The sequence below is a fragment of the Shewanella sp. NFH-SH190041 genome (assembly GCF_024363255.1).
Classification (GTDB): Bacteria; Pseudomonadota; Gammaproteobacteria; order Enterobacterales; family Shewanellaceae; genus Shewanella.
Genome location: NZ_AP026070.1, coordinates 159,578 through 185,800, shown reverse-complemented (window position 1 = coordinate 185,800; position 26,223 = coordinate 159,578). Strand labels below are relative to the sequence as shown.

The following is a 26,223-nucleotide window of genomic DNA, read 5'->3' as shown; positions in this document are numbered from 1 at the left end:
TTTTTATAAAAAAAATTCAGTTTAGTTTTTCTTTGTCGCTCTAAGTGAAGGAGACAAAGACACCTATTCGGAGACCTTGAAATGCTGTCTGTACATACTAACTATGCATCCCTAGTTGCACAAAATTCTGTAAACAAAAACAACTCTCTGCTGTCTACTGCTATGGAGCGTCTGTCAACTGGTCTGCGCATCAACAGCGCAGCTGACGATGCTGCTGGCCTGCAGATCGCTACCCGTCTGAACGCTAACGTTATCGGCATGAAAACTGCTAACCGTAACGTAAGCGATGCAACTTCTATGCTGCAAACTGCTGACGGCGCAATGGACGAACTGACCAAGATCGCTGATCGTCAAAAAGAACTGGCTACTCAATCTGCTAACGGTGTTAACTCCGCTAAAGATCGCGCTGCTATTTCTGCTGAATCTAAAGAGCTGGCTGCTGAATCTAAGCGTATCGTTGACAACACTACCTACGCTGGTAACAACCTGTTCTCTACCATCCAGAACGTAACTTTCCAAATCGGTGCCGGTGGTGCAGATAAACTGGACGTTAAAGTTACTAGCGCTAAAGCTCTGGGTGAAATCAAAGATCTTAAGCTGAGCACTCAAACTGATGCTAACGCCAGTATCGCTAAAGTTGATGCTTACCTGGATCAAATCGGTAAAGCACGCTCTATGCTGGGTGCAAACATCAACCGTCTGCAACACACTGCTGCAAACCTGCACAATGTGACCACCAACACTGAAGCTGCTGCTGGCCGCATCATGGATGCTGATTTCGCTAAAGAATCTGCTGCAATGACTAAAAACCAGCTGCTGGTTCAGGCCGGTACTCGCGTACTGTCCCGCGCCAACCAAAACACTGGTCTGGTTATGGGTCTACTGGGTTAATCCTAAGTATTCCCAGACTGCTATCGATTTTCGACAGCTGTCACAAGATTACGGCGCTGATTTCAGCGCCGTTTTTTATAATAAATAGCGCTCTTATCAGCTTTATCCCCCTATCCCCACTCGTATTCCCCTTATTAGCCATAAGCGTTCATCTTACCGCTTAAAAATCAAACAAAATAATATTTACTCACCTCGCCATTAGGTATTTTGTAAAACAAATAGCCACAAGTTATGCCATTCAGTTGTCACAATAAACACACAAAAACATAGTAATAATGAGATATATCCCGTCATTTTAGTGATTAAAATCACACCGTTATACTAATTAAATCTTAAGTGATGTTTTCATGAATTTTTGATTCAGTTTGGCAATTTCATGTCGTCTTAATATCAGGAGACATAGACATCTACTTTGGAGACTTAACATGCTGTCTGTACATACTAACTATGCATCCCTGGTTGCACAAAACTCTGTAAACAAAAACAACTCTCTGCTGTCTACTGCTATGGAGCGTCTGTCAACTGGTCTGCGCATCAACAGCGCAGCTGACGATGCTGCTGGCCTGCAGATCGCTACCCGTCTGAACGCTAACGTTATCGGCATGAAAACTGCTAACCGTAACGTAAGCGATGCAACTTCTATGCTGCAAACTGCTGACGGCGCAATGGACGAACTGACCAAGATCGCTGATCGTCAAAAAGAACTGGCTACTCAATCTGCTAACGGTGTTAACTCCGCTAAAGATCGCGCTGCTATTTCTGCTGAATCTAAAGAGCTGGCTGCTGAATCTAAGCGTATCGTTGACAACACTACCTACGCTGGTAACAACCTGTTCTCTACCATCCAGAACGTAACTTTCCAAATCGGTGCCGGTGGTGCAGATAAACTGGACGTTAAAGTTACTAGCGCTAAAGCTCTGGGTGAAATCAAAGATCTTAAGCTGAGCACTCAAACTGATGCTAACGCCAGTATCGCTAAAGTTGATGCTTACCTGGATCAAATCGGTAAAGCACGCTCTATGCTGGGTGCAAACATCAACCGTCTGCAACACACTGCTGCAAACCTGCACAATGTGACCACCAACACTGAAGCTGCTGCTGGCCGCATCATGGATGCTGATTTCGCTAAAGAATCTGCTGCAATGACTAAAAACCAGCTGCTGGTTCAGGCCGGTACTCGCGTACTGTCCCGCGCCAACCAAAACACTGGTCTGGTTATGGGTCTGCTGGGTTAATTTCCCATCGCATGCCAAGTTGAGGTGGACTTTCCGCCTCAACTATTTAGCAAAAGCAGCCATGTTATTGCGCTGTTTTTGCTGTCATCCTGTGTAAACACCCTCTTTTTTTACTCATTTTTTCAATCTTCATATTTCAGTTAGACCAACAACTGACTAATTACCTTCCCTATTTACTGCTCTCTCAGTACAAAATAAAAACACCACAACATCAAATAGGGCTATTTTTTGTAGAAACAATCGCCTAACCCCCTAAATTAAAAAAAAATTTATTTATTTCATTAAGTTTAAAGCTCCAGTGTCGCCCTCAAAAAGGGTAATTAAGACACAGATTTGGAGACCTTAACATGCTGTCTGTACATACCAATTATGCCTCCCTAGTTGCTCAGAACTCCGTGAATAAAAATAATGGATTGCTGGGTCAAGCTATGGATCGTCTATCAACCGGTCTGCGCATTAACAGCGCTGCAGATGACGCTGCTGGCCTACAAATTGCGACCCGTTTAAATGCCAATGTCACCGGGATGAAACGGGCCAACCAGAACGTCAGTGATGCCACCTCCATGCTGCATACTGCCGATGGTGCCATGGAGCAACTGACCGTGATTGCCGACCGCCAGAAAGAGCTCGCAACTCAATCCGCTAACGGCGTAGCCTCTATCCAAGATCGCCAATCGATTAAAGCTGAGTCTGATGAGTTGGCAGCGGAAACCAAGCGTATTGTGGACAATACGACTTATGCCGGTAATAGCCTATTTAGCACTATCGAAAACGTCACTTTCCAAATTGGGGCCGGTACTGCTGACACCTTGGAAGTGAAAGTGACAGATGCGAAAAAGCTTAATGCTATCTCCGGATTGAAGCTGGATACGCAATCAGGCGCCAATGCCAGTATTGCTAAAGTTGATGCCTATCTTGATGCTGTAGGGAAAGCGCGTTCCGCGCTAGGGGCAAACATTAATCGCCTGCAACACACTGCTGCTAACCTGCACAATGTGACTACCAACACTGAAGCTGCTGCTGGCCGCATTATGGATGCTGATTTCGCGAGCGAATCAGCAATAATGACGAAGAATCAACTACTGGTTCAGACCGGTACCCGCATATTATCTCGTGCAAATCAAAATACCGGTTTAGTCATGGGGCTGCTGGGATAATTTTTGATTAGGAATATCTGTTATAGCTCATTGAACTGATAGAGCAGTTTAAAAAAACCGGCAAAAAATGCCGGTTTTTATTTCCGAAAGATGAGCTTTAGTCCATGTTTAAAATTGCCATTTAGTTTGTTTTTTCCTGGTCGTTCTATTGCTTTATACGCCGAGCTCAAGCAGCTGCGGGAACTTAAAAAGAAGCATAGACACTTATCTTATCAGGAGATTTAAAATGCTATCAGTTCACACTAATTACGCCTCTCTAGTGGCACAAAACGCTCTGAATACTAACAACAGCCTGCTGACTACCGCGATGGAGCGTCTGTCTACTGGTCTGCGCATTAATAGTGCAGCGGATGATGCCGCTGGCCTGCAAATTGCCACTCGTTTAAATGCAAACGTTATCGGTATGAAAACGGCTAACCGTAACGTTAGTGACGCAACTTCTATGCTGCAAACCGCTGACGGTGCTATGGACCAACTGACCAAAATTGCTGATCGTCAAAAAGAACTGGCTACCCAATCTGCTAACGGTGTTAACTCTGCTCAAGATCGCGCGGCAATCTCTGCTGAATCAAAAGAATTGGCTGCAGAATCTAAGCGTATCGTAGATAACACCACCTACGCTGGTAACAACCTGTTCTCTACCATCCAGAACGTAACCTTCCAAATCGGTGCTGGTACCAAAGACACTCTAGATGTGAAAGTCACTGGTGCAACGAAACTGGGCGCTATCTCTGGTTTGAAATTAAGTACCCAAACTGATGCTAATAAGAGTATTGCCGCTGTTGATAAATACTTGGACGCCATCGGTACCGCACGCTCTATGCTGGGTGCGAACGTTAACCGCCTGCAACACACTGCGGCAAACCTGCACAATGTCACCATCAATACTGAATCCGCTTATGGGCGTATTATGGATGCAAACTTCGCCCATGAGTCTGCCGTTATGACTCGTGAGCAAATCTTGGTTCAAGCCGGTACTCGTATTCTGTCCCGCGCTAACCAAAATACCGGCCTGGTTATGGGCCTGCTGGGTTAATCGTCCTCGATTAAGGCCTTTACATCCAAGCACCGTGGCCACGGTGCTTGGTAATATCTGCAGCTTTCCTATCCTAAAACTAAACTGACATTGCTCAGTTATTGTCACCTTTACCTTATCGCTTCATTTCATCGCAATATTTCCTGGCAAGCTCAATGAACAGCTGATGATAATGTGAATTTTCCCTCACTATTTCACCCAGAGGTTTACACGGTCGCTTTAAGCCTGTGTCAGATCGGAAACCAACGCGGAAAAGAGACTTCCTCACCATGGTTCCAAAGAGGAAGCCATCCTGTCACCAACCCGGTCAAAACAAATAAATATTTATAATAAACAAATACTTAAATGAAGTTTTATTAGCTGGCACATGGCTTGCTTTGCAGCGCTATCAAATTCAGATAGCCAAGGGCAAGACCTGTACAGGAGGATAACTATGATTAACGGAATGAGCGCTGCTCAATTTGCCCAAAAACTTGTTCAGGTTGAACGTCAAGCTAAAGATAAGCTATTCAACGAACAGAAACATCAGCAAGAAGCCAAAATTGATGCTTATCGTACTCTAGGTAGTGCACTGAGTGATGTTACTAGCTCTCTGAGTAATTTCAGCAATAAAGAATTGCAGGCGAAAAAAGCCGATGTCACCGGTGACAGTATTGCCGTTACTGTCGCTGATGGCGTACCTGCAGCGAACTATAAAGTTGAAGTAAAACAACTGGCTCAGGCGCAGCAACTGAGTAAAGAATTTGACAATGAAAAAGCTCCATTGCCTTCATCTGGAGTGCTACACATTGAAATTGATAGTAAAACAATAGAGTTGGATCTGGCGCAAGTTAATTCAGGTGGCACCAAAACCGTGGCCGATCTGCGTGACATTATCAATGATCACAAAGACAACCCTGGCGTACGAGCTTGCCTGGTGCGCACCGGCAGCAAAGTTGAGTTTATGCTTACAGCCGACGAACCCGGCCTAAAGCATGCAATGAAAATCACCATGGGTGGTAAAGATTGGGGCATGGTTGAACGGGCAAAAGCCCAAGATGCCGAAATCACCCTTAATGGTATTAAAATCACCAGTGATAAAAACCAGCTAACCAATGTGATTGATGGCATGAACATTGAGCTGAAAAAAGCTGATGAGCCCGGCAAAAGCAGCATGGTATCGGTTCAAGCTGACACAGATACTACAGAAAAAAATGTGTCTGGTTTTGTTGATTCAATCAATGCTCTGTTGGACAAAATCAATAGCCTGACTGTCAGTAAAAAACCAGATGATGACGGTAATAAAAATAAAAACCATGCTTATATGGCCCAGGACAAAATCGGCATTCTGGCCGGTGATGCCAGCATACGTTCATTACAGCAAAAAGTCCGCAATCTGGCATTCCAAAAAGCCCCTAATGGTATGCGTCTGAGCGATATCGGTATTGAACTGAACCGCTATGGCCAGTTTTCAGTCAATAAAACCAAACTCAACGATGTAATGAAAAACACACCTGAGTTACTCGATAAAGTGCTAGGTGGCAAAACTGGTCTTGTTGATCAACTGAAAACAACCCTCAAGCCATTCACCAAGTTTGACGGTTATGTGCATATGAAAAAAGACGATTTGAATAATCAGCTGGACAGTCTGAATGATCAAATCGATAGCTATAACACCTTCATGAACAACCGCTATCAGATTTATCTGAAACAGTTTACCGCAATGGAACAAACCATTGGTGAACTCAGCAAAGCCAGTGGTTTATTTGAATAAGGATTCTGCTCACCATGCTTAATGAACTCGACCCTTTCAGCGCTTATCGTCAAGCCAGCCTCGAGGCGAAGGCGGCTTCTGCCAACCCGCATGATTTAGTTCGCATGCTACTGGATGGCCTGCAGGACGAACTGGCTCGCGCAGGCGGACATATGCACAGAAAAGCTTTTGAAGAAAAAGGGAAAAGCATCAATAAGTGTCTGAACATCATCCATGGGTTGGACTCCATGCTAGATATGGAAAATGGCGGCGAAGTTGCCATTAATTTGAACCGGCTATATGACTATTGCAGTCGTCAGCTGGTGACCGCTAGCGTGGAGAATAACCCAGAATCTCTCGCGCCTGTTGTGGATGTGATCAGCCAAATCCAAGCTGGCTGGGCCAACCTCAATTAGAGAAATCGCAATGAATACAGGTAAATCTGGAGGCATGCCCCCGGAAGTCCGCTGTTGGAAACAGTTTCAGCAAGCGCTGGAAAAAACAGCCAAGAGCGGTGACCTGGATATGCTCAGAAATATAAATCGCAAAATGATTGCTGCCCTGACCCAGCGTGGAGCGCCTCGCTCCACGCTGGAGCAACAGGCCCGAGCTGAACTAGCAGCCTGTCACCGGGGCATTATCAATGCGTTGAATCAGAAAAAGACGGAACTGGCCAATACCATGGCGACATTTCGCAATCAGCAGGACGGATTATCTGCTTACCAGATGACCGCCCTCAGCGGTGGTGACAGCACCATCGACATAGCCTTTGAAGGAAAGACACAACAACATGGCAATTGAGCTATTGACACCATCCTCCCCCAGTGTATCCCGGGGCCAGATCAATGCCCCGACAGGGAAGGATTCTGCTCAGGCAAAAATGGGATTTAAGGATTACAGCCAAACACTGAGCCATGCTGACGATACACAGCCTAATCAAGATACGGCAAAAATGGAGCACACCCAGCTCCATAAAGCCCATGGCAAAGAAACGGATAAAACCAAACACGCCAAACATACTGAAAACAGTGAGCAGTCGGATAAAGAGAGTGACCGCAATGATCATGCGCTAGCACAAAATAGCGTGGAGAATTCACTGCCGCCATTACAGCAACAGCTGGCGCTACAGGGACAAAATCCCAATGGCCAGACAGCTCAACAACTAAGCCAAAACGGCTCAGTGGTTGCGGGGATTGCCGCGAGTGTATCAAATAATGTTCAGGGGCTTTCCCCCGGAGCAGCAAGCGGTAATACCCCATCCCAGATAAACATTAACAGCAAAGCTAACAGTACCCTGCAGGGGTTGTTATCGCAGTTAAATGATCAGGGAATCAAGCCGATGGCAACTGGCCAAATGCCAACAACTGCCCATGCTATGAGCAGCGATACCGCGCTGCTGAACAAACTGTCACAACTGACTGGTGGGAATACAACGTTATCCCCAGCAGACATGCTATCTCGCCAAGCTCAAGCTAGTATGGGACTGGATAATAGCCAGTTGAACAATCAGAACGCGGCACTGACGCAACTGATTGATGCCAGTACCACGGTGCATACAGCTGAAAATAAGCAACCTACTATGCAGTGGGGACCGTTGCCACTAACACCGTCAGCATCAATGGCACAGCATGCTAAAGAACTTCTGACGCCACTCCGGGAACAACTGAGATTTCAATTAGATCAGCATATTCAAAAAGCGGATATCCGCCTAGATCCACCAGAGCTGGGCAAAGTTGAGCTGAATATCCGTCTGGATGGTGATCGACTGCATATTCAAATGCATGCTGCCAATAACCATGTGCGAGAAGCATTACAAAGTGGCTTAGATCGTCTGCGGGCTGAGCTATCCATGGATCATGGCGGTGATATTCAGCTGGATGTAGCACAGCAGCAGGATAAACAACAGCAACAACAGCACGCGGAACAACAACATTCTATCAAAACAGCAGTGACCCCTGTTATTCACACTGAACAGGGAGATTCACGGGTGACTAACGATACCCACAACGATCTCAATTTACTGGCTTAAATCAAGGAGTTTTCATGTCTGTCATTACCCGGTATGCCAAACCGGCCATCATTATTCTCGTTTGCTGTGGCGTATCTTTTTATGCTGGCTGGAAAGCCCCGGCGATGTTCGGCAGCATGTTCAAACATGAAGCGCCAGCGCCAGTACCACCCAAATTTTATCCGCTGGAAAAAATCGTAATTTCTCTGCAAGGCAAAGAGTATCAGCACTATGCCCTATTTGAGATGGCACTGCAGTCAACGACTGCGGATGCAACTCATATCCTGGCCCAAGCTGAACCCTTGATCCGTAACACGCTGATCCAAATGTTCTCTGGTAAAACCGTCAAAGAGGTTGATGGGCCAGAGAATCTGGACAAACTGCAGCATGAAGCCTGCAAGTTACTGAATAAAGTGTTGAAGAAAGATAATTTCCATGTCGCTATCGACAAAGTGCTATTTACCCGTTTGGTAGTCCAGTAGGAGACCGTTATGGATTGCGCAGAGCAACAGGGCTATGGCGATGCCCAACACAATAGTGGACGGCTGAGTGAACCAGAACTGCTACAGCAGTACCTGCCACTAATAAAACGCTGTGTTTCCTCTCTGCGTAGTCATTGCGGCACTCTGATGGATCTGGAAGACATGGAGCAAATCGCCATGATGGCGCTATTAGAGGCTGGACGGCGCTATCCTGGGGAATATGACCCCGGCTTTGTGTCTTTCGCCGGTCAGCGGATAAGAGGTGCGATCTTGGATGAGCTACGTCGCCAAGACTGGCGACCACGGCCGGTAAGACAACAAGCTCACGAGCTAAACGATACCATACGTCAGCTGACGCGGAGCTTGGGCCGAGAGCCATCGGATACCGAAGTCGCCGCACATTTGGGAATTGCTCAAAGCGAGTACCGTCAACGTCTCTACGCTATTCAGGCCGAATCTATGGCTAGCCTAGATGAGCTGCTAGGCGCGGGTCATGACCCCAGCCAAGAGGAAGGTTCTATTGACCAATTTGTGCGCTATCAGACGCTGGAAGCAGCAATTAGCAAATTATCCAAAAGAGATCAGGTAATCCTGTCGCTTTATTACCAACATGAACTGAATCTAAAAGAAATCGCGGCCACGCTGGGATTGACCGAAACTCGTATCTGCCAATTGCATAAAGCGGCGGTGAAACAGTTGCATGGTCTGTACCGAGATTGGCGCTAAATAAGCTGAAGGTAACAGCAAATGAGTAAACTGATAGGTCTAGCTGTCATTCTGATCACCGTTTTTGGTGGTTTTCTTTGGGAAGGCGGATTAATCCGCGCCATGTGGCAGCCTGCTGAATTCACCATTATTCTGGGTGCGGCAATTGGTTCTACCATTATTGCCAATCCCAAACCTGTACTGATGGAGATGCTACAGCAACTCAAAAGTCTATCAGTAGAAAAGGAAGATCCTGAGCTCTATCCCCAATTATTTGGATTGATGAACATGCTGATGGGCCAGATCCAATCCCAGGGGATGAAAGTATTGGATGCCCACATTGAAAACCCCAATGAAAGCTCCCTGTTTCTGATGTATCCCAATGTGATGGATCATCCTCAATTAATGCAGTTTTTGATCGATAATCTGCGCTTGCAATCTATCGGCAAAGTATCTGGCCATGATTTGGAAGATATTTTAGAAGAAGAAATTGAACGGATCGAAGAAGATGCTTTGCGTCCATCTGAAGCCATTAGTAAAACAGCCGAGGCAATGCCTGGTTTCGGTATTTTGGCCGCGGTAATGGGGATTATCATCACCATGTCCAACATTGATGGTCCTATCAGCCTGATCGGGGTAAAAGTAGGCGCGGCACTGGTTGGTACTTTTATCGGTATTTTCTTCTGTTACGGTATTTTGGACCCATTAGCCAAAGCAATGGAGAGTCAGGTTAGCCGCAATATCACTCGCTTACGCTGTGTATCTGCCATGCTGATCACCTTTGCCAAAGGCAAGCCTCCTATGCTGGCCTGTGATGCGGGTCGGAAACAGATCCAGGCAGAAAACCGTCCTACCTTCCTCGAGCTGGAACAGATTCTTGAGGGGCAACGTTTCTAATGGCACCAAGAAACGAACCAATAATCATCAAAAAACGGCCGCGGGGGAAAAAACACGCGGCCCATGGTGGTGCATGGAAGGTAGCGTTTGCCGACTTTACCTTGGCAATGATGGCACTGTTTATGGTGTTATGGATCATGCAGGTTGCTGATCCTAAAGAGCGCAAAATTGTGGTGCAATATATGAATGGCGGCATTCTGTCGGTTGGACAGATGAACCCATTTGATATTGCCAACAACCCATCGTTGTTAGATCTGGAAGGGCATGCCCGAGCGACTCAAACGCCATCAAATACGCCACAAAATGGAGTAGCGAGAGCAGGCAATTCCATGTTCAGCCAAATTCCAGAAGGTAGTCAAGCGGCCATGGCTGGACAGGGAACAGATCTAAAAACCCTGATCCCGGGCACCTTTGCCAACCAAGCGCAACTGGAAGTACTGGCCAAACAGATCAATAAAGCGGTGAAAAATGCCCATATGGGGGCCAACGTTTCCCTACAGATTGTGCCTCAAGGTATTCGTATCCGCATTCATGACAGTAAACGCAAGGCCATGTTTAAAGTAGGCCAGGCGCAGATGCAACCTTACTTCCAAGATTTACTCTTGGCATTGGCTCCCCTGCTGCATCAGGTGAAAAACCAACTGATTATTTCTGGCCATACCGATGCACTACCTTACGTAGGTCATCGATATTCTAACTGGGATCTATCTGCTGCTCGTGCACTGGTTGCCCGCCGCACATTGCAATTTGGTGGCGTCACATCCAATCAAGTATTGGAAGTCAATGGTATGGCTGATCGGGTACCCGCGGTACCAAGTGCACCAGACAGCCCGGAAAACAGACGCATCGAAATTTTGGTTCTGACAAAACAAGCATCAGATCAACTGAGTAGTATGCTATCAGGCAGTATAGTGCCTAAGGCTGAGAAAATTGCTGCGGCTAACCAGCCTATCGCCCGCTACCCTCAGGCGACATCTCATCTGGAGTTATAACCAATATGAGTGATAACCAAGCTGAACAACATAAGCGTCGTTATCCAAGATACAGTTTACGCGTCAATGAGGCTGGCGATATTCTGCAAGCCTGTGACGGTATTACAGTTGATTTAGTGCATCGCCCTTGGTGGCGACCGGGAAAACTCGGTATTGCCAATATCAAAGATATCAGTCGTGGTGGCGTCGGCCTGATTAGCAGCGCGCAATTACGCTTAGGACAAGAGCTGATTATCCGCTTTGATGATATTGAGCTGCCTGTCACCATTACCCACGGACGACAGATTCAGGGACCATTGATGTTTTATGGTGCCAGTTATCTTAACGTCGACCGTCATGTACTGCGCACAACTATGGCTAAAGCCAGACAACTTCGCAACCACTACCGACTGGGACGAATGCGCTAACGCTTAGCCTGATCAGTTTGATTATTTTATTGCTCCTCAAGTCATCCCCTTTTGAGGAGCAATCTTTTATCTCCTCCCCCCACTTGCCACCCCAACGAGGTACCCCCATGGAATCTTGGTTAATTCGCCCCGGCTTTGTTAAAGCCTTTCACTGTATTGCCACTGACTGTGAAGACAGCTGCTGTTACAACTGGAGCATTACGATTGATAAACAGAGCTACCGAAAAACTTGTCAGCATCCAGAGCTAAGAGTTAAAGCCGATAGTGCGATGACTAAAATAAAAAAAGACGATACACAATGGGCGGTTATTAAACTGCGACCAGATGGGGGCTGCCCGTTTCTAACTGACGGCGATCTTTGCGAAATCCATGCTAAGGGTGGCCATGAACTATTGAGCCATACCTGTAAAACCTATCCTCGACTCACACGTCAACAGGGGAGTGATAAATATGAAAGTCTCTCCCTATCCTGTCCAGAAGCAGCCCGCTGCGTGTTGTTTTATCCTGATGCTTTCAGTTTTGAACGCCTGCCAAGTGGTAAGCACCTGAATATAGCAACCATTCCATCTTGGCAAACCCAAACTCATCACCATGCGATCTCCCTATTATTGAACCCAGCGTTAAGTTGGGAGCAGGCATTGCTGGCAATCGGTATTTTGACTAATACCGCAGAAACGGTAAAACAGAGACAAGCAGACAGCAATCAAATCGAGCAAATAGCGACTCAATTAGAACAGTTGATTGCCAATGACACCCTGCAACAACATTTTGCTAATTTTGCGAATGATATCAGTCATCAGGAACATGCTTTTGTATCAACTCACAAGTTTCTGGTCACTAATGCGGTAAATCGCGGCCGGCAACGTTTTGAACAAATCCATAATGCTGTACTGGCTCTAACCGAGCTACCCGACGGTATGAATCAACTGAATAAAGCTTGGGAAACTGTGGCCAAGCCTGCATTGGCTGAACACCCACAGCTATTCCACCGTTATCTGTTCTACTACCTGTACAACATGAATTTCCCGGTGATTGAAAAGCTGTCTCCCACTGACTCTTTCCGCTTAATGGTCCTCGATGCCTTTATGCTGCGTTGTTATCTCGCCGCGTTGGCCAGTAGTAAAGGAACATTAACGCAAGATGATGTTGTATTGTGCTTTCAGGTTTATCATACCAAGCGTCAGCATGATAAAAATTTCAGCCGTTTTATCACTGAGTTGCTGGATGAAGCCGGGTTTACCGATGTCGGCGCAATGATCAGTTTGCTACACACCCAATATCAATAAACCGCGAAAACACGGTATCAACAGCTGCGCCCCCGTTGTCAACCGATGACGGGGGTATTGTGATAGCCGTGTCAGTTCTCACTCGCCCGAGCTGATTTCTGATCCGCTAATATCTGTCATCGAACGGTATAAAGTGAGTTGATTCAATTGATATTTCTCTCACCGGTTCAATTAATCTCATCGGGATAATATAACTGAAGTCGCTGTACCAAAAAGAAAATCTGCTTAAAATAGCTACAACCTCTGACCAAGCATTAAATGGAGAAGTCATTTTGGACCACAACCTGAGAATGGATATCACCCAATGGCTCAGTGCCACAGGAATTAACATCCAGCCCTCATCAGGGATGCCAACCCTTATCCTAGTAATTGCCAGTTTACTACTTGCCTTATTGGCCTATCTGATTGTACGCCGTGTGGTTATCCGTGCCATTAACATGGTGATCAAGCGCTCTAAAGCTACCTGGGATGATAGCTTTATGCATTACGGCGTGATGGAAAAACTGGCAATGCTAGTACCGGCTTTAGTCGTCAACCTGTTAGTACCTATAGCCCTGCAAGATTACACTTTGCTATCCAGTGTGATCGACCGGCTCCTTAGCGTAGCCATTGTGGTGATGATGATCCGCGCAGCCTATGCGGCACTGGATGCAGCGAATGAAATTGCGGATATCAATCTGGTCAGTCGCCGGATGCCAATCAAAAGTTTTGTTCAGTTGTTCAAGCTGTTCCTGTTCTTTGTCTGTGTCATCGTCTGCATTTCCATTTTGGCGGATCAATCACCGGTTTACTTCCTCAGCGGCTTAGGTGTTGCCACCGGTTTGGTGATGTTGGTATTCCGCGACACCATTTTAGGTTTTGTCGCCGGGATCCAACTGGCGGCTAATCGTATGGTGAGCCAAGGCGACTGGATCCAAATGGATAAATACGGTGCCAATGGCTCAATTGCCGAAATCTCTCTGACCACTGTGAAAGTACGCAACTGGGATAACACGCTAACCATGATCCCGGCTTATGCCTTGGTGCAAGATGCCTTTAAAAACTGGCGCGGCATGTCTGAATCAGGTGGGCGCCGCATTACCCGGGCGGTGAACCTAGATGTTAACTCTATCCGCTTCCTGACAACCGAGGATATCAATCGTTTAGAGCGTATCAACCTACTGAAAGATTATCTGGCAGAGAAAAAACGGGAACTGGCCGATGCGAATCAAGGCATTGAGGACAGTGGAGATCCAGCCAATGGCCGCTATCTGACCAATGTGGGCACCTTCAGGGCTTACATGAAAGAGTATCTGCTGCGCAGCGATAAAACACGTAAAGATATGACTATGCTGGTACGTCAATTAGAGCCAGGACCAACTGGGCTGCCAATCCAGATCTACGTCTTTATTAATGACACCCGCTGGGCGTATTACGAAGATATTCAAGCGGATTTGTTCGATCATATCTACAGCATTTTGCCTGAGTTCGGTCTTAAGCCATTCCAGACACCAACCGGGGATGACATGCGGGCGATTAATACTGCCGAGGCGAAGCATTAATTCCGCTATCCTCACCGCAGCTATCTGAGACGATAGATAGTCTCAAATTAGCCACCGATAAATAAAAACGCCCCTGTATTTATAACAGGGGCGTTTTTATTTATCGCATTAGCGATTACGACAAACTGGGCAAAATACCGGGTGGCATAAAACGGTTAAAACTGGCCTCTCCCAGCAACTCCGTTGCAGCACTGATATCTGGGCCGAAGTACCTGTCTTTATCATAGTAAGGCACCAAGCGACGTAACTCTGCTTTTGCCTCTGCTACCGGTACAGATGGCGCCAAAGGAGCCCGAAAATCTAATCCTTGCGCCGCAGCTAATAACTCCACGGCCAATACGCCACGGCTATTGGCCGCCATCTCTCGGAGCCGCCGGGCAGCAAAGGTCGCCATGGAAACATGATCTTCCTGATTTGCCGATGTGGGCAAACTATCAACACTGGCCGGGTGCGCCAAGGTTTTATTTTCCGACGCCAACGCCGCAGCAGTCACTTGGGCAATCATAAAACCGGAATTAACCCCGCCGTTCTCCACTAAAAAGGGCGGCAACTTAGACAGGTTAGCATCAATCAAGAGGGCAATACGCCGCTCGGCAATGGCACCTAACTCAGCGATAGCCAGGGCTAAATTATCTGCGGCCATCGCAACCGGCTCGGCATGGAAATTACCACCGGAAATAATGTCGCCATTATCGGTAAACACCAGCGGGTTGTCCGTCACCCCATTGGCTTCTGCCACTAACACTTGCGACGCTTGGCGCAACTGAGTCAGACAAGCTCCCATCACCTGGGGTTGACAACGCAGTGAATACGGGTCTTGCACCCGATCGCAATCAATATGGCTCAGGCTGATTTCAGAAGTATCCCCCAACAGGTGACGAAATACTGCCGCAGCATCAATTTGCCCCTGCTGCCCGCGAATAGCATGGATACGGGCATCAAATGGACTGCGGCTGCCCATGGCAGCTTCCACGCTCATTGCCCCCACCACAGCGCCGGATGCAAACAGATCCTCCGCCGCAAACAGCCCTTCCAGCGCTAATGCGGTGGATGCCTGAGTGCCATTAAGGAGCGCCAGCCCCTCTTTGGCGGCAAGTTCAAGCGGCGATAAGCCGGCAATCTCCAACCCCCGAGATGCTGGCAGCACTTGGCCCTGATAACGCACTTCCCCTTCGCCCAACAAGGGCAGACACATATGCGCCAACGGGGCTAAATCACCGGAAGCCCCCACAGAGCCTTTTTCCGGCACACAGGGATACACACCGGCATTGAGCAGAGCAATCAAAAACTCAATCACCTGTAAACGAATGCCAGAATAACCCCGGGATAGAGAATTAATCTTTAACACCATCATCAGTCGCACTGTGGCATCAGCCATATAGTCACCGGTACCAGCAGCATGGGACAGCACAATTGAGCGTTGCAGCAACTGTAAATCAGCCGGAGCGATTCGGGTACTAGCCAACAAGCCAAAACCGGTATTAATGCCGTACACCGTACGCCCTTCATCTAGTACCTGCTGCACCGTCGCGGCGCTGCGATCGATTTCAGCCACAGCATCCCGACACAAAGATACTGTCATGGTACGGCGGCTGATTTGCCGCAGCTGCGCCAATGTCAGGCTACCGGGTTGAATTTCAATATGATTCATCTTATTCATCCCCCTGTGGCCACATCGGCAGATCAAGCCCTTGCTCCCGGGCGCAGCGCTGGGCAATGTCATAGCCCGCATCAGCATGGCGCATCACGCCGGTAGCGGGATCATTCCACAATACCCGCCCAATGCGGCGGGCAGCCGCCTCTGTGCCATCACAGCAAATCACCACCCCGGAGTGCTGGGAAAAGCCCATCCCTACCCCACCACCATGGTGCAAGGAAACCCAAGTCGCCCCACCGGCAGTATTGAGCAGCGCATTAAGTAATGGCCAGTCAGATACCGCATCCGATCCGTCCAGCATGGCCTCGGTTTCCCGGTTAGGGCTGGCAACCGACCCCGAGTCCAGATGATCCCGCCCGATCACCACAGGAGCACTGAGCTCACCGCTACGAACCATCTCGTTAAATGCCAATGCCAAACGGGCGCGATCTTTTAGCCCCACCCAGCAGATCCTAGCGGGCAACCCCTGAAAGGCGATCCGATCCTTGGCCATATCCAACCAGTTATGCAGATGGGGATCATCTGGGATCAACGCTTTCACTTTGCGATCAGTTTTATAAATATCTTCGGGATCACCTGACAACGCTACCCAACGAAAAGGCCCTATTCCTTCACAGAATAGTGGCCGAATATAAGCGGGAACAAAACCGGGGAAATCAAACGCATTTTCTACGCCCTGCTCCCACGCCATCTGACGGATATTATTACCATAATCCAACGTAGCCGCGCCCCGTTGCTGCAGTGTCAACATCGCAGTAACCTGCACCGCCATCGACGCTTTAGCGGCCTGAACCACGACCGCTTCATCGGTACTACGCATTGCTTTGGCCTGCGCCAGTGTCCAGCCTTGGGGCAAATAGCCATTTAGCGGATCATGGGCCGAGGTTTGATCTGTCACGACATCGGGAGTAATTTGCCGCGCAACCAGCTCTGCAAAAATATCGGCCGCATTCCCCAACAGCCCGACAGAAACGGGGACGCCTTCACGCTCTGCAGCATTGATCATCGCCAAGGCATCATCCAATGAATGGGCTTTTTTATCCAGATAGCGGGTGCGGATACGAAAATCGATCCGACTCTCATCCACTTCACAAGCAATCACAGAAAAACCCGCCATAGTCCCGGCCAGAGGTTGAGCGCCGCCCATGCCCCCCAAACCGCCGGTCAATATCCAGCGACCCCGGGCATCCCCCTGAAAATGCTGTTTCGCTACCGCAACAAAAGTTTCATAGGTGCCCTGGACAATGCCTTGGGTACCGATATAAATCCAAGAGCCCGCAGTCATCTGGCCGTACATGGCTAACCCTTGTTTATCCAGACTATTGAAGTGCTCCCAATTAGCCCAGTGAGGTACTAAATTGGAATTGGCGATCAACACCCGGGGAGCATCAGCATGGGTGTTGAAGACCCCCACGGGTTTGCCCGACTGTACCAATAGGGTCTGATCGTCTTCCAGCCGCTGTAGCACCGAGATAATCTTGTCATAACACTGCCAGTCCCGGGCGGCGCGGCCAATGCCGCCATAAACCACCAAATCTTCTGGTCGCTCAGCCACATCCGGATGCAAATTATTCATCAACATACGCATGGCGGCTTCCGTCTGCCAACTTTTGCAGCTCAGAGCTGTACCGTGTGGAGCCAGGATCTGGCGGCTCGGGTCGTGTCGTTTATCCATTATCATTCCCTCTGCTCACCGGCTAAAGCCGGTGCTGTAACATCCATGCCGTCATCATCAGTAGAGTATGACGATACTATTTCTGCGGCGCTTTAGCGGTTGTGCGGCTGACGACCAGCCGGATAAAAAGTCAAGTGTCCCCCCATACGGAAGCGACTGCCGGGATGCACTAAGCGGGCAAAGCTGACCACCCCTTTACTTGACCAGGTACGGCGTAAAATCTGCAAGCAAGGCTCACCCGGTTTTAGTGCTAACTGGTGGCGTAGTTCATCTGTGGCAGCAATGGCTTCCACAATATGACGGGCTTCAGTTAAAGGTGCTATTGCGGACAAATACTCATGTGGCGTAATACGGCTGAAATCTTGCTGTAGATAAGCTGGGATCAATGTCGGATTGACGAATCTTTCTTCCAGTTGCAAAGGTTGCTGCTGCTCACAGTGCAGCAATAGTGAGTGAAATACCCTACTATCACTTTCCAGCCCCAATGCAATCGCAATCGGTGGTAGGGCAGATATTGGCTCTAATTTTAGCACCTTGACACTATAGCCATGGCCCCGCTCCCGGATTTCATCAGCAATATTACGTATCGCCAGCATGGAGGATTGGGATGTTAAGGATGCGACAAAGGTGCCAATGCCCTGCACCCGGGTGAGTATTCCCGCATCCACCAGTTCTGTCAGCGCGCGACGAGCCGTCATGCGACTACAGCTAAACTGCTCTGCCAGCTGGTTTTCTGATGGCACCAAGGTATCTTCCAGCCAGTCTCCCGCTTCAATACCGGCAATGATATGCTGTTTTATCAGATTAAATTTCGCGGCTGGCATAACGCTCCATGATATTGCAATTTAGCGATGTTCTAGCCGTTTTACGCAATGCGCAGGACTAGCACTGCCTGATCTACATCTAAGACAGCAGCCAAAATAATCAGCAGCTTAACTGGCAGGCATAAGCAAAAGCATCTGAGCTAATACTGACTCGTCAATTAAATAAACCGCCAACACATGCTGAAAATACCATCACATCCTAACTTGTATATACAAGTAAAGACAAGTTAGTTTACTTTAATAACATTATGATAAACATCGCAGACAGGCTGTGGTTACCCGATTGCAGTCTTAAGGGGGAAAAGATGGATTGGGATCAAGTTTGGATTGAATTAAATATCGCCACCATGGATCCGGCACGTCCGCAGGCCTACGGCGCGATTTATGATGCCGCGATGGCAATTAAAGATGGCCAGATTGTCTGGTTAGGTCCCCGTAGTGAACTCCCCGCATTTGATGTGATGGCCACCCCTGTGTATCGCGGCAATGGTAACTGGTTAACCCCGGGGTTAATTGACGCTCACACCCATCTGATTTTTGGCGGTAATCGGGCCAATGAGTTTGAATTGCGCCTTCAAGGAGCCAGTTACGAAGATATCGCCAACGCTGGCGGTGGGATCCTTGCGACGGTGAATGCCACCCGTCGCGCCACTGAAGCAGAGCTGTTTGACTCTGGGCGTAAACGTCTTAACGCCTTGGCAAAAGAAGGAATAACGACTGTTGAAATAAAATCCGGCTATGGCTTGGATATGGATACTGAGCTGAAAATGCTGCGAGTTGCCAGAGAGTTAGGACGACTGCATCATGTGGATGTGGTAACCACCTTTCTCGGCGCCCATGCATTACCACCGGAATTTGAGGGGCGAGCTGATGACTACATCAATTGGATAATTGAGCAAGTCCTTCCGGCTATCACAGCAGAAAACCTCGCTGACGCCGTAGATGTCTTTTGTGAAAAAATTGCCTTCACCTTACCTCAAACCGAAAGCATACTGCGCGCGGCTAAAGCAGTCGGGCTAGACATCAAACTACATGCAGAGCAACTGAGCCATATGGGCAGCGCGGAATTAGCTGCCAAGCTCGAAGCTAGCTCAGTTGATCATATTGAATATCTGGATGAACCCGGTGTCCAAGCCCTTGCCCACAGCGGCACCTGTGCCACCTTATTACCCGGTGCCTTCTATTTTTTACGTGAAACCCAGCTACCGCCAATTGACTTGCTACGGCAATACCAAGTCCCCATGGTGCTGGCCAGTGATTTCAATCCCGGCTCATCACCACTTTGCTCCACGCTGTTAATGCTCAATATGGGCTGCACCCTATTCAGACTCACACCCGAAGAAGCCTTAGCTGGGGTGACCCGTAACGCAGCGAAAGCATTGGCCATTTCAGATCGTGTTGGCATTATAAAAGAAGGCATGCAGGCGGATTTCTGCCTATGGGATATTGTTAGCCCGGCAGAGCTGGCCTATAGCTTCGGACAACAACCTCTGGTGCATGTGGTCAAAGCTGGCCGGCTCATTCATCAATAACGCAATATGCTTAACACAATAAAGGCTGGTTACTACCTGCCTTTATTTGTATATGCTTGCACTATACCCGGAAGAATGTCAGCTCTTCCTGTTGGGACACAGCCAACTGCGACAGATCTTTAGCTGCCTGCTGCGCCTGTTCGATAGCCGATACATTCTGATGCACCAAATCCAGCGAGCTGCTAGAGTTCTGCGCAATCAACTCAGATAACTCAAACTGTTTCTGGGAAGTACTGGCCACTTCGGTATTACGATCAGAAATCAACTGCACTGAATTGGAGATATAGCCAAATGAGGTGCGCACATCATCAGACAGCTGCACTAACTCATTAATCTGTTTCACATTATTGACCATATTATCATTGGCCTTATCAGACTGAGTCTGCAGCTGCACGATCATATCCTGAATATGCTTGGTCGATTCATTGGTTTTGGATGCCAGATTACGCACTTCATCGGCCACGACAGCAAATCCTCGGCCATATTCTCCTGCGCGAGCGGCTTCAATCGCCGCATTCAATGCCAGCAAATTCGTCTGATCAGAAATCGAACTGATCACAGCAGTCACTTCACCAATACTGAGGGTATTGGCGCGCAGTTCTTCTATCATCCCTGCAGTCTGTTGTACTGAATCATTAATATTCTGCGTCAACACAATAGATTGATCTAAGGTGTGATTGCCCTGCTCAACGCTGCCAATCGCTTTTTTCACTTCTTCATCAGCACAAGCAGCATTAGATGTGAGCTCTTCTGAGGTGTGGGACAACTCACCAATCGCAGCCGTGATTTGCTCCATCTGGGCAACTTCACCAGCCGCGTTATGGGCAGTATTTTGCATCACCACCGTGAGCTGTTCAGATGCTGCTGCAACCCGGTTAGAAATATCACTACTGCTTTTAATGACGGAGCCCACCTTATCATTCAAGGTGATCAAAGACTCATAAATACCAATCGCATGAGTATTACGAGACAGTGGCTGAGCCAAATTACCCTCAGAAATTTCTTTGATTATTTTTGACAGTTCCCAGGGTTCCCCACCCAGCGACATACGCAGACTACGCTCAATAATAAAGCCAATCAGCAATGAAATAATCAATGCCACTAAACTGACGCCCAGCATCATCGCCTGGAAATCACTGGCAATATTCTTTGCTTCACTGGTCAGTGCTTTATTACCGTTTTCCTGATAATCAATAAACTCATTAATGTCATTCAACCACTGAATAAAGTTAGGTCGGGCAGAGTCCAGAATTAAATCATCAAGTGGTTTGCCAGCTTTCTTATCTTGGATAATCTGCGCAATCAAGGGTAATGTTTTCTGCTGTACTGCATCAATTTTTGCCAAAATGCGCCGCTCTGGCGCAGAGAACAATTTATCATCATTGCGCATCGCATCCATTTTAGTTTGGTTGGTGTGATAAAAATCCTGCAGATGATTAATCAACTGTTCCAACATATGAATTTCGCTCGGTGTGCGTGCCAAAGCCACATCCCGGATCGCGATAGCTCTATCATGCACACTACCACGGTAATTAATGGCATAACGCTGCTTTACCGCATTGATATTGGTCATTTCCGTTAAGGCATGATCAATTTGATTCACTTTGTGAATCCCCAACATGGTTAAAACAATGATCAAAAACAGCACCAGACCGAAACCTATCATAAGACGGGTTCTGATGGTTAATTTGGAAAATTCGTTCATTTCGTGTTTTCTTTTTAACAAGGATGATATCTGGTGTAACTAAAGAAAAAGGAAAGCGCGGCGACTTCTGCTAAAAAGGCTTCCACCAGAACGATTAACAGATCGGAACACCGTATGGCGGATGATATTGCTGTTTCAATTGATACACCACAAGATTTAATCTCAGAACGCGATAATCTGTATTTCCGATGGAATCCGACACATCCCCCTCAGGGCAAAGTGTCATCCCGAAAAATTTCACCGTTTATCCATGTAACATCTGCAAATGATGCAGCATATAAACCATGCCACCACCAAGCAAACAGGCAACCCCGGCAAAAAAAGTGCATAAATAACGGATCTGCCGTTGAAAATGCCGGCGAGAAGTCTGATAAATATCAGCCAATGTCTGCCAATTGTGCTTCATTACGTCATTCTGGTGCTGAACTTGCTGTTGCAAAGACTGAAACCGCTGCTCACACTTTTGCTGATAAGTAACAAGATGATTGGCAGTATCCTTACGGGCAACTCGTGCATCTTTGGCAAAATCCGCCAACTCATCTCCCCAATGCTGGGCACTCCACTCTAATTCCTGTTTCAACTCAGCTAATGCTGACGCCTGCTGATGCTGCTGCTCCACCAGTAACTGATTAAAATCCGACAACTGAGCCTTTACTTCTGCGTTAGCCAAATCTAATTCAAACATCAAGGCGGCTTTATTTTGATCCATCTCCGCATGTAATTTGGTTTTCAATTCGACAAAATACTGTTTAATCCGGGGTGATATTTGACTCTGAACCAATTTGCTCAACTCCTGTTGTTGAGTCAATTGCTGTTGTTGCTGGAGTAAATCAGAAGATTGCTCTGATTGTTCTGAATTAGAAATGGACTGTGCCTGTGTGGTCATAAATGAACATCCTTTAAAAAAAGAGTCTCATATTTTTGGCTTCAATATTAACCATAAACAGCTGTGCTTTAGATAATATAAGAAGCAATTTCTTATGAGCTAACAACTCGAAATTTAGCGGGAAATCACATAAATCATCATTTAAAACATAATTTAAACAAAAAAACATCATTACCGCTAAGCGACTACTCGCTATTGGTAAAACGGCTAAAATAACGGACACTTAAATGAAAACTACAGATAATTAGTCATCTCACTAAAAAATAAAAATTCAATATCAATTTTTATAAGGATTTTGTTTATAAATGAAATTTAATCATCAGCAGATGTGACAATCTAAAATATATAGCAATTATCCCTTTACAAGTTAGACCTATGCCCTCATAATGCACTTGCTCTGTTAGACAGAGTTATTAATGCAACTTCTAGTTAAAAAGTTAAACCTACACTCTGCTTTGCTCTGTTTCTGGCTTATCCCTTTCGCTACACGTTTCCTCAATAATTCAATTTAACACGCATTTTATTAATTTTTTTAAAAAGGGACACTATATGTCTGATAAAGTAACCGGCTCAGTAAAGTGGTTTAACGAAGGTAAAGGCTTTGGATTTATCCAACAGGATAATGGTGGAGATGATGTGTTTGTTCACTTCAACGCTATTATCAGCGACGGCTTTAAAACTCTGTCTGATGGCCAACGAGTTCAATTTAATGTTGAAAATGGCAAAAAAGGCCTACAAGCAACCAACGTTGTTGCCCTGTAATTAAAACTACAGTTTCTGGTGGAGTTAGTTTTTAAACTAACTCCTCTTATAGTTGGACTAAGTAACATAAATACTATAACTTATTTCAAATAGCATCATATTTATGTGGTTTATAAAAATCATCTCATCGATAAAAAATAGCTTTATACCTAGCAAAGTACTTCTTAACCACAACACTGCTCATAACACTATTAGCAATGAAAAACGAGGCAGAAGAGCCAGAAACAACCAATGGAGAAATAAATAATATCAAAACACAAAAAAACAAAGTAAAACCTTACGACCTAATTTTAATGAACGAAGAAATTATTGACAGTATCATTTTAATTAACCCTACTAGAACAAAAATAGATAAAGAAAAAAAATAATGACAATTCAAATTAATCAATACTCAAAATTACCCCATCAAGATGTTATCTTGATGGGACAAAACGTTATCGATACTCATCATGACTGCAATATTTCTTGGGAACATATTGATACTGAATATGGGATTGGTATCCACTTAAATATCTCTGATAAAGAGTCATATCAGGTGACCCCAACTCATATTCACGGTCATGTTTCAATACACTGCAACAATCATTTAGGTATAACAGAAATTTACAACGGAATTGTACCTCAAAGTCGTGTTTTTTGTTAAAAAATCATTCCATAGAAAATGATTACCACCATGATTTATCGCGCGATAATTATTAGCTAAAAACTAATTTACTTAAAAATTAATTAGCCAATCATTATTCACTATCGGCATTTAATAAAGTCATTTCTACAAATTATAAAATATGATATTAATCCATCATCGATATAAACCATATCGTAATGATTAATAACATACCTATATTCCATATAGAATTCGGAGTCTATTACAATATGGACGAGCATGAACACTATATGCAGGACTTTATGAGGGTCTTCAGTACATTAGAGCGCTGGGGACCAGGCAGTGATAGCGATACAGCCAAAGCACTCGCCGCCATCCCTCACCCAGTACAGCATATTTTAGAGATAGGCTGTGGCAAAGGTAGTGCAACCCGGATATTAGCCCAATCCACCCAAGCTTCCATTATTGCCCTAGACAGTGAAATGCAGGCATTAAAAGCATTGGCATCACAATATGTCCGGGAACAACCCCACAAAATTACCCCAATACAGGGCGATATGAGCCGCCTGCCATTTCAGCCCGGACGATTTGATCTGATCTGGGCCGAAGGCTGTGCTTATATCATGGGAGTTCCCCAAGCGCTGAAACAATGGCGACCACTGTTAACAGAACGAGGCATCTTAGTATTCAGTGATCTGGTCTGGTTAACCCATACCCCTGCAGCTGGAGCAAAACATTTCTGGCAACAAGGCTACCCCGGAATGACGCACTTAGCCACACGGGAAGAGCAGATACAACAAACCGGCTACCGGTTATTGGACAGCTTTAATCTGAGCGAAGCTAGTTGGCAAAATTACATAGATCCACTCCAGCAACGCTTGAGTGAACTCCATGACTACCGCAACACAGAAGCATGGCAAGATATTGCTGCAGAATTAGAAATATATCGTCACCACAGTCATGATTTTGCCTATCGGGTATTTGTGATGGAGCGGACAACGATGTGATTAAAGACGATGACCGGTAATGAGTCATTTTCGTCATCACAGCCAATAGATTACCGGGGGGCATAACGCCCCTGCGGCAAAGACCGATGATTTACACCACTTTATAGCCTTGAATATACAGAGGGCGGTATCCTTGAGTGCTAAAGTCAACTGACTGCAATTTGATAATATTGTGACTCATCAGCCAGCCTAGACAGATCCGAACACCAATTTCATAGGTTGGCATCATACTCTCATCCACAGGACCACACTATTCTTCCAAAAAGACAATTAAATCAGACCGTGAAACTAATTCACCATGATGTTTTTTCGGATGGTTGATGATCTCCTGCAGTAATTTCCCACATAAGGCCATATATTCGGGTGACATTTTATTCTCCATGAACTGTAAGGTAGCGAAATTATATTTCCCAACAGTATAAAAAAGCGTCCTGACATCCCCCTTCTCATGAAGAATTCACGTTAACGCAAGAAATAACACCTTATTGATATTTATAGTTTTTTACTTATTTACATCCTTCTTAATTAAGTAGAGTTATTCCAACTAACACTTGTATACCCAAATCCAAATTAAGATATAAAAATGGCAGCATATTGCTGCCATATGACTACTGATAAACTCATCACAACTAACAACCGGTTGTCACAATAGAAATAACCGGCTCGTTAGCCAGCCATTTGTAATTAATATAGCAATTAGTATCAACAACCTGCTGTCGGGTAGGCTGTGCAACATTTTTTAATCTGCCTAATGGGGCAGCTATCACCTGATATGTACCATCCACATATATTCGATAACGCCACTCTGCAGGATCTATACCTGCCGCTTTAAAAATTTCAGGAGGAAAATCATATCCAGCATGAACCCCACCTGTCGCCGTGCGTCCCGCAGCCCAAGGAACAAATTGATCAATATAAATGCCTTCAAACGTACCACTACCATTAGATCCTTTAACCTGCGCATACGCTGTAAACATATCTACAGAAGTATGCATGGACCCCTCTGCAGCCTTGAGCGTGGCTTTGTAAGCATCAGAATCAAAACTAAGAAACTTAGGCGCAACTGCAACAGATAAGATCCCCAAAATAATAATCACAACAATGAGTTCTATGAGCGTAAAGCCCTTAGATACATATCTTTTAACTATCAAAACCACCTCCAGCAGCCAAATAAACTGTCAAGTAGTTAAATATAGTTCAGA

General features: G+C 46.2%; 27 protein-coding genes. 20 read left to right on the top strand and 7 right to left on the bottom strand.

Going from position 1 to position 26,223, the window contains the following annotated elements; all coding sequences use genetic code 11:
• The first annotated feature begins 81 nt into the window (after positions 1–81).
• The 15 genes from NFHSH190041_RS00875 (at position 82) to NFHSH190041_RS00805 (ending at position 14,369) form a co-directional block, all read left to right on the top strand.
• Complete coding sequence (locus NFHSH190041_RS00875) at positions 82–891, top strand: flagellin (protein WP_261923453.1); 810 nt, start codon at positions 82–84, stop codon at positions 889–891.
• Positions 892–1,316: 425 nt separating this feature from the next.
• Complete coding sequence (locus NFHSH190041_RS00870) at positions 1,317–2,126, top strand: flagellin (RefSeq protein ID WP_261923453.1); 810 nt, start codon at positions 1,317–1,319, stop codon at positions 2,124–2,126.
• 347 nt (positions 2,127–2,473) lie between these two features.
• Positions 2,474–3,283 carry a flagellin gene (locus NFHSH190041_RS00865; RefSeq protein ID WP_261923452.1) on the top strand — a complete coding sequence of 270 codons (810 nt, stop codon included), beginning with the start codon at positions 2,474–2,476 and terminating at the stop codon, positions 3,281–3,283.
• Positions 3,284–3,509: 226 nt separating this feature from the next.
• Positions 3,510–4,319: a flagellin gene (locus NFHSH190041_RS00860; RefSeq protein WP_261923451.1), complete on the top strand. Its 810-nt coding sequence runs from the start codon at positions 3,510–3,512 to the stop codon at positions 4,317–4,319.
• Positions 4,320–4,752: 433 nt separating this feature from the next.
• Positions 4,753–6,072: a flagellar filament capping protein FliD gene (gene fliD, locus NFHSH190041_RS00855; RefSeq protein WP_261923450.1), complete on the top strand. Its 1,320-nt coding sequence runs from the start codon at positions 4,753–4,755 to the stop codon at positions 6,070–6,072.
• A 14-nt stretch (positions 6,073–6,086) separates the two neighbouring features.
• Positions 6,087–6,467: a flagellar export chaperone FliS gene (gene fliS / locus NFHSH190041_RS00850; protein ID WP_261923449.1), complete on the top strand. Its 381-nt coding sequence runs from the start codon at positions 6,087–6,089 to the stop codon at positions 6,465–6,467.
• 10 nt (positions 6,468–6,477) lie between these two features.
• Positions 6,478–6,852: a hypothetical protein gene (locus tag NFHSH190041_RS00845; RefSeq protein ID WP_261923448.1), complete on the top strand. Its 375-nt coding sequence runs from the start codon at positions 6,478–6,480 to the stop codon at positions 6,850–6,852.
• Positions 6,842–8,080 (top strand): flagellar hook-length control protein FliK, encoded by a 1,239-nt coding sequence (locus NFHSH190041_RS00840; protein WP_261923447.1) that lies wholly within the window; start codon positions 6,842–6,844, stop codon positions 8,078–8,080. Before NFHSH190041_RS00845 ends, NFHSH190041_RS00840 begins: the two co-directional genes overlap by 11 nt.
• 14 nt (positions 8,081–8,094) lie before the next feature.
• Positions 8,095–8,541, top strand: coding sequence for a flagellar basal body-associated protein FliL (fliL, locus tag NFHSH190041_RS00835; protein ID WP_261923446.1), 447 nt, complete (start codon positions 8,095–8,097; stop codon positions 8,539–8,541).
• A 9-nt stretch (positions 8,542–8,550) separates the two neighbouring features.
• Positions 8,551–9,267 carry an RNA polymerase sigma factor FliA gene (locus NFHSH190041_RS00830; RefSeq protein WP_261923445.1) on the top strand — a complete coding sequence of 239 codons (717 nt, stop codon included), beginning with the start codon at positions 8,551–8,553 and terminating at the stop codon, positions 9,265–9,267.
• Positions 9,268–9,288: 21 nt separating this feature from the next.
• Positions 9,289–10,143: a flagellar motor stator protein MotA gene (gene motA / locus NFHSH190041_RS00825; protein WP_261923444.1), complete on the top strand. Its 855-nt coding sequence runs from the start codon at positions 9,289–9,291 to the stop codon at positions 10,141–10,143.
• Positions 10,143–11,135, top strand: coding sequence for a flagellar motor protein MotB (locus NFHSH190041_RS00820; protein ID WP_261923443.1), 993 nt, complete (start codon positions 10,143–10,145; stop codon positions 11,133–11,135). Before motA ends, NFHSH190041_RS00820 begins: the two co-directional genes overlap by 1 nt.
• Before the next feature lie 5 nt (positions 11,136–11,140).
• Positions 11,141–11,542, top strand: coding sequence for a PilZ domain-containing protein (locus NFHSH190041_RS00815; RefSeq protein ID WP_261923442.1), 402 nt, complete (start codon positions 11,141–11,143; stop codon positions 11,540–11,542).
• Between the two features lie 107 nt (positions 11,543–11,649).
• Positions 11,650–12,828: a flagellin lysine-N-methylase gene (gene fliB, locus NFHSH190041_RS00810; RefSeq protein ID WP_261923441.1), complete on the top strand. Its 1,179-nt coding sequence runs from the start codon at positions 11,650–11,652 to the stop codon at positions 12,826–12,828.
• A 272-nt stretch (positions 12,829–13,100) separates the two neighbouring features.
• Positions 13,101–14,369, top strand: a complete 1,269-nt coding sequence (locus NFHSH190041_RS00805; RefSeq protein WP_261923440.1) for a mechanosensitive ion channel family protein — start codon at positions 13,101–13,103, stop codon at positions 14,367–14,369.
• A gap of 115 nt (positions 14,370–14,484) precedes the next feature.
• Here the strand turns inward: NFHSH190041_RS00805 and hutH are convergent, their stop codons facing one another.
• The 3 genes from hutH to hutC all read right to left on the bottom strand — a co-directional run bounded on the left by hutH (position 14,485) and on the right by hutC (position 18,525).
• Positions 14,485–16,020: a histidine ammonia-lyase gene (hutH, locus tag NFHSH190041_RS00800; RefSeq protein ID WP_410010843.1), complete on the bottom strand. Its 1,536-nt coding sequence runs from the start codon at positions 16,018–16,020 to the stop codon at positions 14,485–14,487.
• 1 nt (position 16,021) lies between these two features.
• Positions 16,022–17,701 (bottom strand): urocanate hydratase, encoded by a 1,680-nt coding sequence (hutU, locus tag NFHSH190041_RS00795; protein WP_261923438.1) that lies wholly within the window; start codon positions 17,699–17,701, stop codon positions 16,022–16,024.
• Positions 17,702–17,793: 92 nt separating this feature from the next.
• On the bottom strand, positions 17,794–18,525 hold the full coding sequence (hutC, locus tag NFHSH190041_RS00790) for a histidine utilization repressor (protein ID WP_261923437.1): 732 nt from the start codon (positions 18,523–18,525) through the stop codon (positions 17,794–17,796).
• Positions 18,526–18,830: 305 nt separating this feature from the next.
• Here hutC and hutI point away from each other — a divergent pair, with 305 nt between their 5' ends.
• Positions 18,831–20,057 (top strand): imidazolonepropionase, encoded by a 1,227-nt coding sequence (hutI, locus tag NFHSH190041_RS00785; RefSeq protein WP_261923436.1) that lies wholly within the window; start codon positions 18,831–18,833, stop codon positions 20,055–20,057.
• Between the two features lie 61 nt (positions 20,058–20,118).
• On the opposite strand, the gene NFHSH190041_RS00780 is transcribed toward hutI, so the two are convergent.
• A complete protein-coding gene (locus tag NFHSH190041_RS00780; protein ID WP_261923435.1) occupies positions 20,119–21,762 on the bottom strand; it encodes a methyl-accepting chemotaxis protein in 1,644 nt (547 codons plus the stop codon).
• Positions 21,763–22,006: 244 nt separating this feature from the next.
• Positions 22,007–22,648 (bottom strand): hypothetical protein, encoded by a 642-nt coding sequence (locus NFHSH190041_RS00775; protein WP_261923434.1) that lies wholly within the window; start codon positions 22,646–22,648, stop codon positions 22,007–22,009.
• A 549-nt stretch (positions 22,649–23,197) separates the two neighbouring features.
• Between NFHSH190041_RS00775 and NFHSH190041_RS00770 the strand changes: the two genes are divergently transcribed.
• The 4 genes from NFHSH190041_RS00770 to NFHSH190041_RS00755 all read left to right on the top strand — a co-directional run bounded on the left by NFHSH190041_RS00770 (position 23,198) and on the right by NFHSH190041_RS00755 (position 25,021).
• Positions 23,198–23,410, top strand: coding sequence for a cold-shock protein (locus NFHSH190041_RS00770; RefSeq protein ID WP_261923433.1), 213 nt, complete (start codon positions 23,198–23,200; stop codon positions 23,408–23,410).
• 197 nt (positions 23,411–23,607) lie between these two features.
• Positions 23,608–23,778 carry a hypothetical protein gene (locus tag NFHSH190041_RS00765; protein WP_261923432.1) on the top strand — a complete coding sequence of 57 codons (171 nt, stop codon included), beginning with the start codon at positions 23,608–23,610 and terminating at the stop codon, positions 23,776–23,778.
• Positions 23,778–24,053, top strand: a complete 276-nt coding sequence (locus NFHSH190041_RS00760; RefSeq protein ID WP_261923431.1) for a hypothetical protein — start codon at positions 23,778–23,780, stop codon at positions 24,051–24,053. The genes NFHSH190041_RS00765 and NFHSH190041_RS00760 overlap by 1 nt, the downstream gene beginning before the upstream one ends.
• A gap of 230 nt (positions 24,054–24,283) precedes the next feature.
• On the top strand, positions 24,284–25,021 hold the full coding sequence (locus NFHSH190041_RS00755) for a class I SAM-dependent methyltransferase (protein WP_261923430.1): 738 nt from the start codon (positions 24,284–24,286) through the stop codon (positions 25,019–25,021).
• Positions 25,022–25,112: 91 nt separating this feature from the next.
• On the opposite strand, the gene NFHSH190041_RS00750 is transcribed toward NFHSH190041_RS00755, so the two are convergent.
• Entirely contained in the window at positions 25,113–25,250 is a 138-nt protein-coding gene (locus NFHSH190041_RS00750) for a hypothetical protein (RefSeq protein ID WP_261923429.1), read from the bottom strand.
• A gap of 400 nt (positions 25,251–25,650) precedes the next feature.
• On the bottom strand, positions 25,651–26,172 hold the full coding sequence (locus NFHSH190041_RS00745) for a prepilin-type N-terminal cleavage/methylation domain-containing protein (protein WP_261923428.1): 522 nt from the start codon (positions 26,170–26,172) through the stop codon (positions 25,651–25,653).
• Positions 26,173–26,223 lie beyond the last annotated feature (51 nt).

What these genes read in the sequence shown, in the direction of transcription:
- NFHSH190041_RS00875 (WP_261923453.1), top strand. Translation starts at nt 82, where the DNA reads ATGCTGTCTGTACATACTAACTATGCATCCCTAGTTGCACAAAATTCT.
- NFHSH190041_RS00870 (WP_261923453.1), top strand. Translation starts at nt 1,317, where the DNA reads ATGCTGTCTGTACATACTAACTATGCATCCCTGGTTGCACAAAACTCT.
- NFHSH190041_RS00865 (WP_261923452.1), top strand. Translation starts at nt 2,474, where the DNA reads ATGCTGTCTGTACATACCAATTATGCCTCCCTAGTTGCTCAGAACTCC.
- NFHSH190041_RS00860 (WP_261923451.1), top strand. Translation starts at nt 3,510, where the DNA reads ATGCTATCAGTTCACACTAATTACGCCTCTCTAGTGGCACAAAACGCT.
- fliD (WP_261923450.1), top strand. Translation starts at nt 4,753, where the DNA reads ATGATTAACGGAATGAGCGCTGCTCAATTTGCCCAAAAACTTGTTCAG.
- fliS (WP_261923449.1), top strand. Translation starts at nt 6,087, where the DNA reads ATGCTTAATGAACTCGACCCTTTCAGCGCTTATCGTCAAGCCAGCCTC.
- NFHSH190041_RS00845 (WP_261923448.1), top strand. Translation starts at nt 6,478, where the DNA reads ATGAATACAGGTAAATCTGGAGGCATGCCCCCGGAAGTCCGCTGTTGG.
- NFHSH190041_RS00840 (WP_261923447.1), top strand. Translation starts at nt 6,842, where the DNA reads ATGGCAATTGAGCTATTGACACCATCCTCCCCCAGTGTATCCCGGGGC.
- fliL (WP_261923446.1), top strand. Translation starts at nt 8,095, where the DNA reads ATGTCTGTCATTACCCGGTATGCCAAACCGGCCATCATTATTCTCGTT.
- NFHSH190041_RS00830 (WP_261923445.1), top strand. Translation starts at nt 8,551, where the DNA reads ATGGATTGCGCAGAGCAACAGGGCTATGGCGATGCCCAACACAATAGT.
- motA (WP_261923444.1), top strand. Translation starts at nt 9,289, where the DNA reads ATGAGTAAACTGATAGGTCTAGCTGTCATTCTGATCACCGTTTTTGGT.
- NFHSH190041_RS00820 (WP_261923443.1), top strand. Translation starts at nt 10,143, where the DNA reads ATGGCACCAAGAAACGAACCAATAATCATCAAAAAACGGCCGCGGGGG.
- NFHSH190041_RS00815 (WP_261923442.1), top strand. Translation starts at nt 11,141, where the DNA reads ATGAGTGATAACCAAGCTGAACAACATAAGCGTCGTTATCCAAGATAC.
- fliB (WP_261923441.1), top strand. Translation starts at nt 11,650, where the DNA reads ATGGAATCTTGGTTAATTCGCCCCGGCTTTGTTAAAGCCTTTCACTGT.
- hutH (WP_410010843.1), bottom strand. Translation starts at nt 16,020, where the DNA reads ATGAATCATATTGAAATTCAACCCGGTAGCCTGACATTGGCGCAGCTG.
- hutU (WP_261923438.1), bottom strand. Translation starts at nt 17,701, where the DNA reads ATGGATAAACGACACGACCCGAGCCGCCAGATCCTGGCTCCACACGGT.
- hutC (WP_261923437.1), bottom strand. Translation starts at nt 18,525, where the DNA reads ATGCCAGCCGCGAAATTTAATCTGATAAAACAGCATATCATTGCCGGT.
- hutI (WP_261923436.1), top strand. Translation starts at nt 18,831, where the DNA reads ATGGATTGGGATCAAGTTTGGATTGAATTAAATATCGCCACCATGGAT.
- NFHSH190041_RS00780 (WP_261923435.1), bottom strand. Translation starts at nt 21,762, where the DNA reads ATGAACGAATTTTCCAAATTAACCATCAGAACCCGTCTTATGATAGGT.
- NFHSH190041_RS00775 (WP_261923434.1), bottom strand. Translation starts at nt 22,648, where the DNA reads ATGACCACACAGGCACAGTCCATTTCTAATTCAGAACAATCAGAGCAA.
- NFHSH190041_RS00770 (WP_261923433.1), top strand. Translation starts at nt 23,198, where the DNA reads ATGTCTGATAAAGTAACCGGCTCAGTAAAGTGGTTTAACGAAGGTAAA.
- NFHSH190041_RS00765 (WP_261923432.1), top strand. Translation starts at nt 23,608, where the DNA reads ATGAAAAACGAGGCAGAAGAGCCAGAAACAACCAATGGAGAAATAAAT.
- NFHSH190041_RS00760 (WP_261923431.1), top strand. Translation starts at nt 23,778, where the DNA reads ATGACAATTCAAATTAATCAATACTCAAAATTACCCCATCAAGATGTT.
- NFHSH190041_RS00755 (WP_261923430.1), top strand. Translation starts at nt 24,284, where the DNA reads ATGGACGAGCATGAACACTATATGCAGGACTTTATGAGGGTCTTCAGT.
- NFHSH190041_RS00750 (WP_261923429.1), bottom strand. Translation starts at nt 25,250, where the DNA reads ATGATGCCAACCTATGAAATTGGTGTTCGGATCTGTCTAGGCTGGCTG.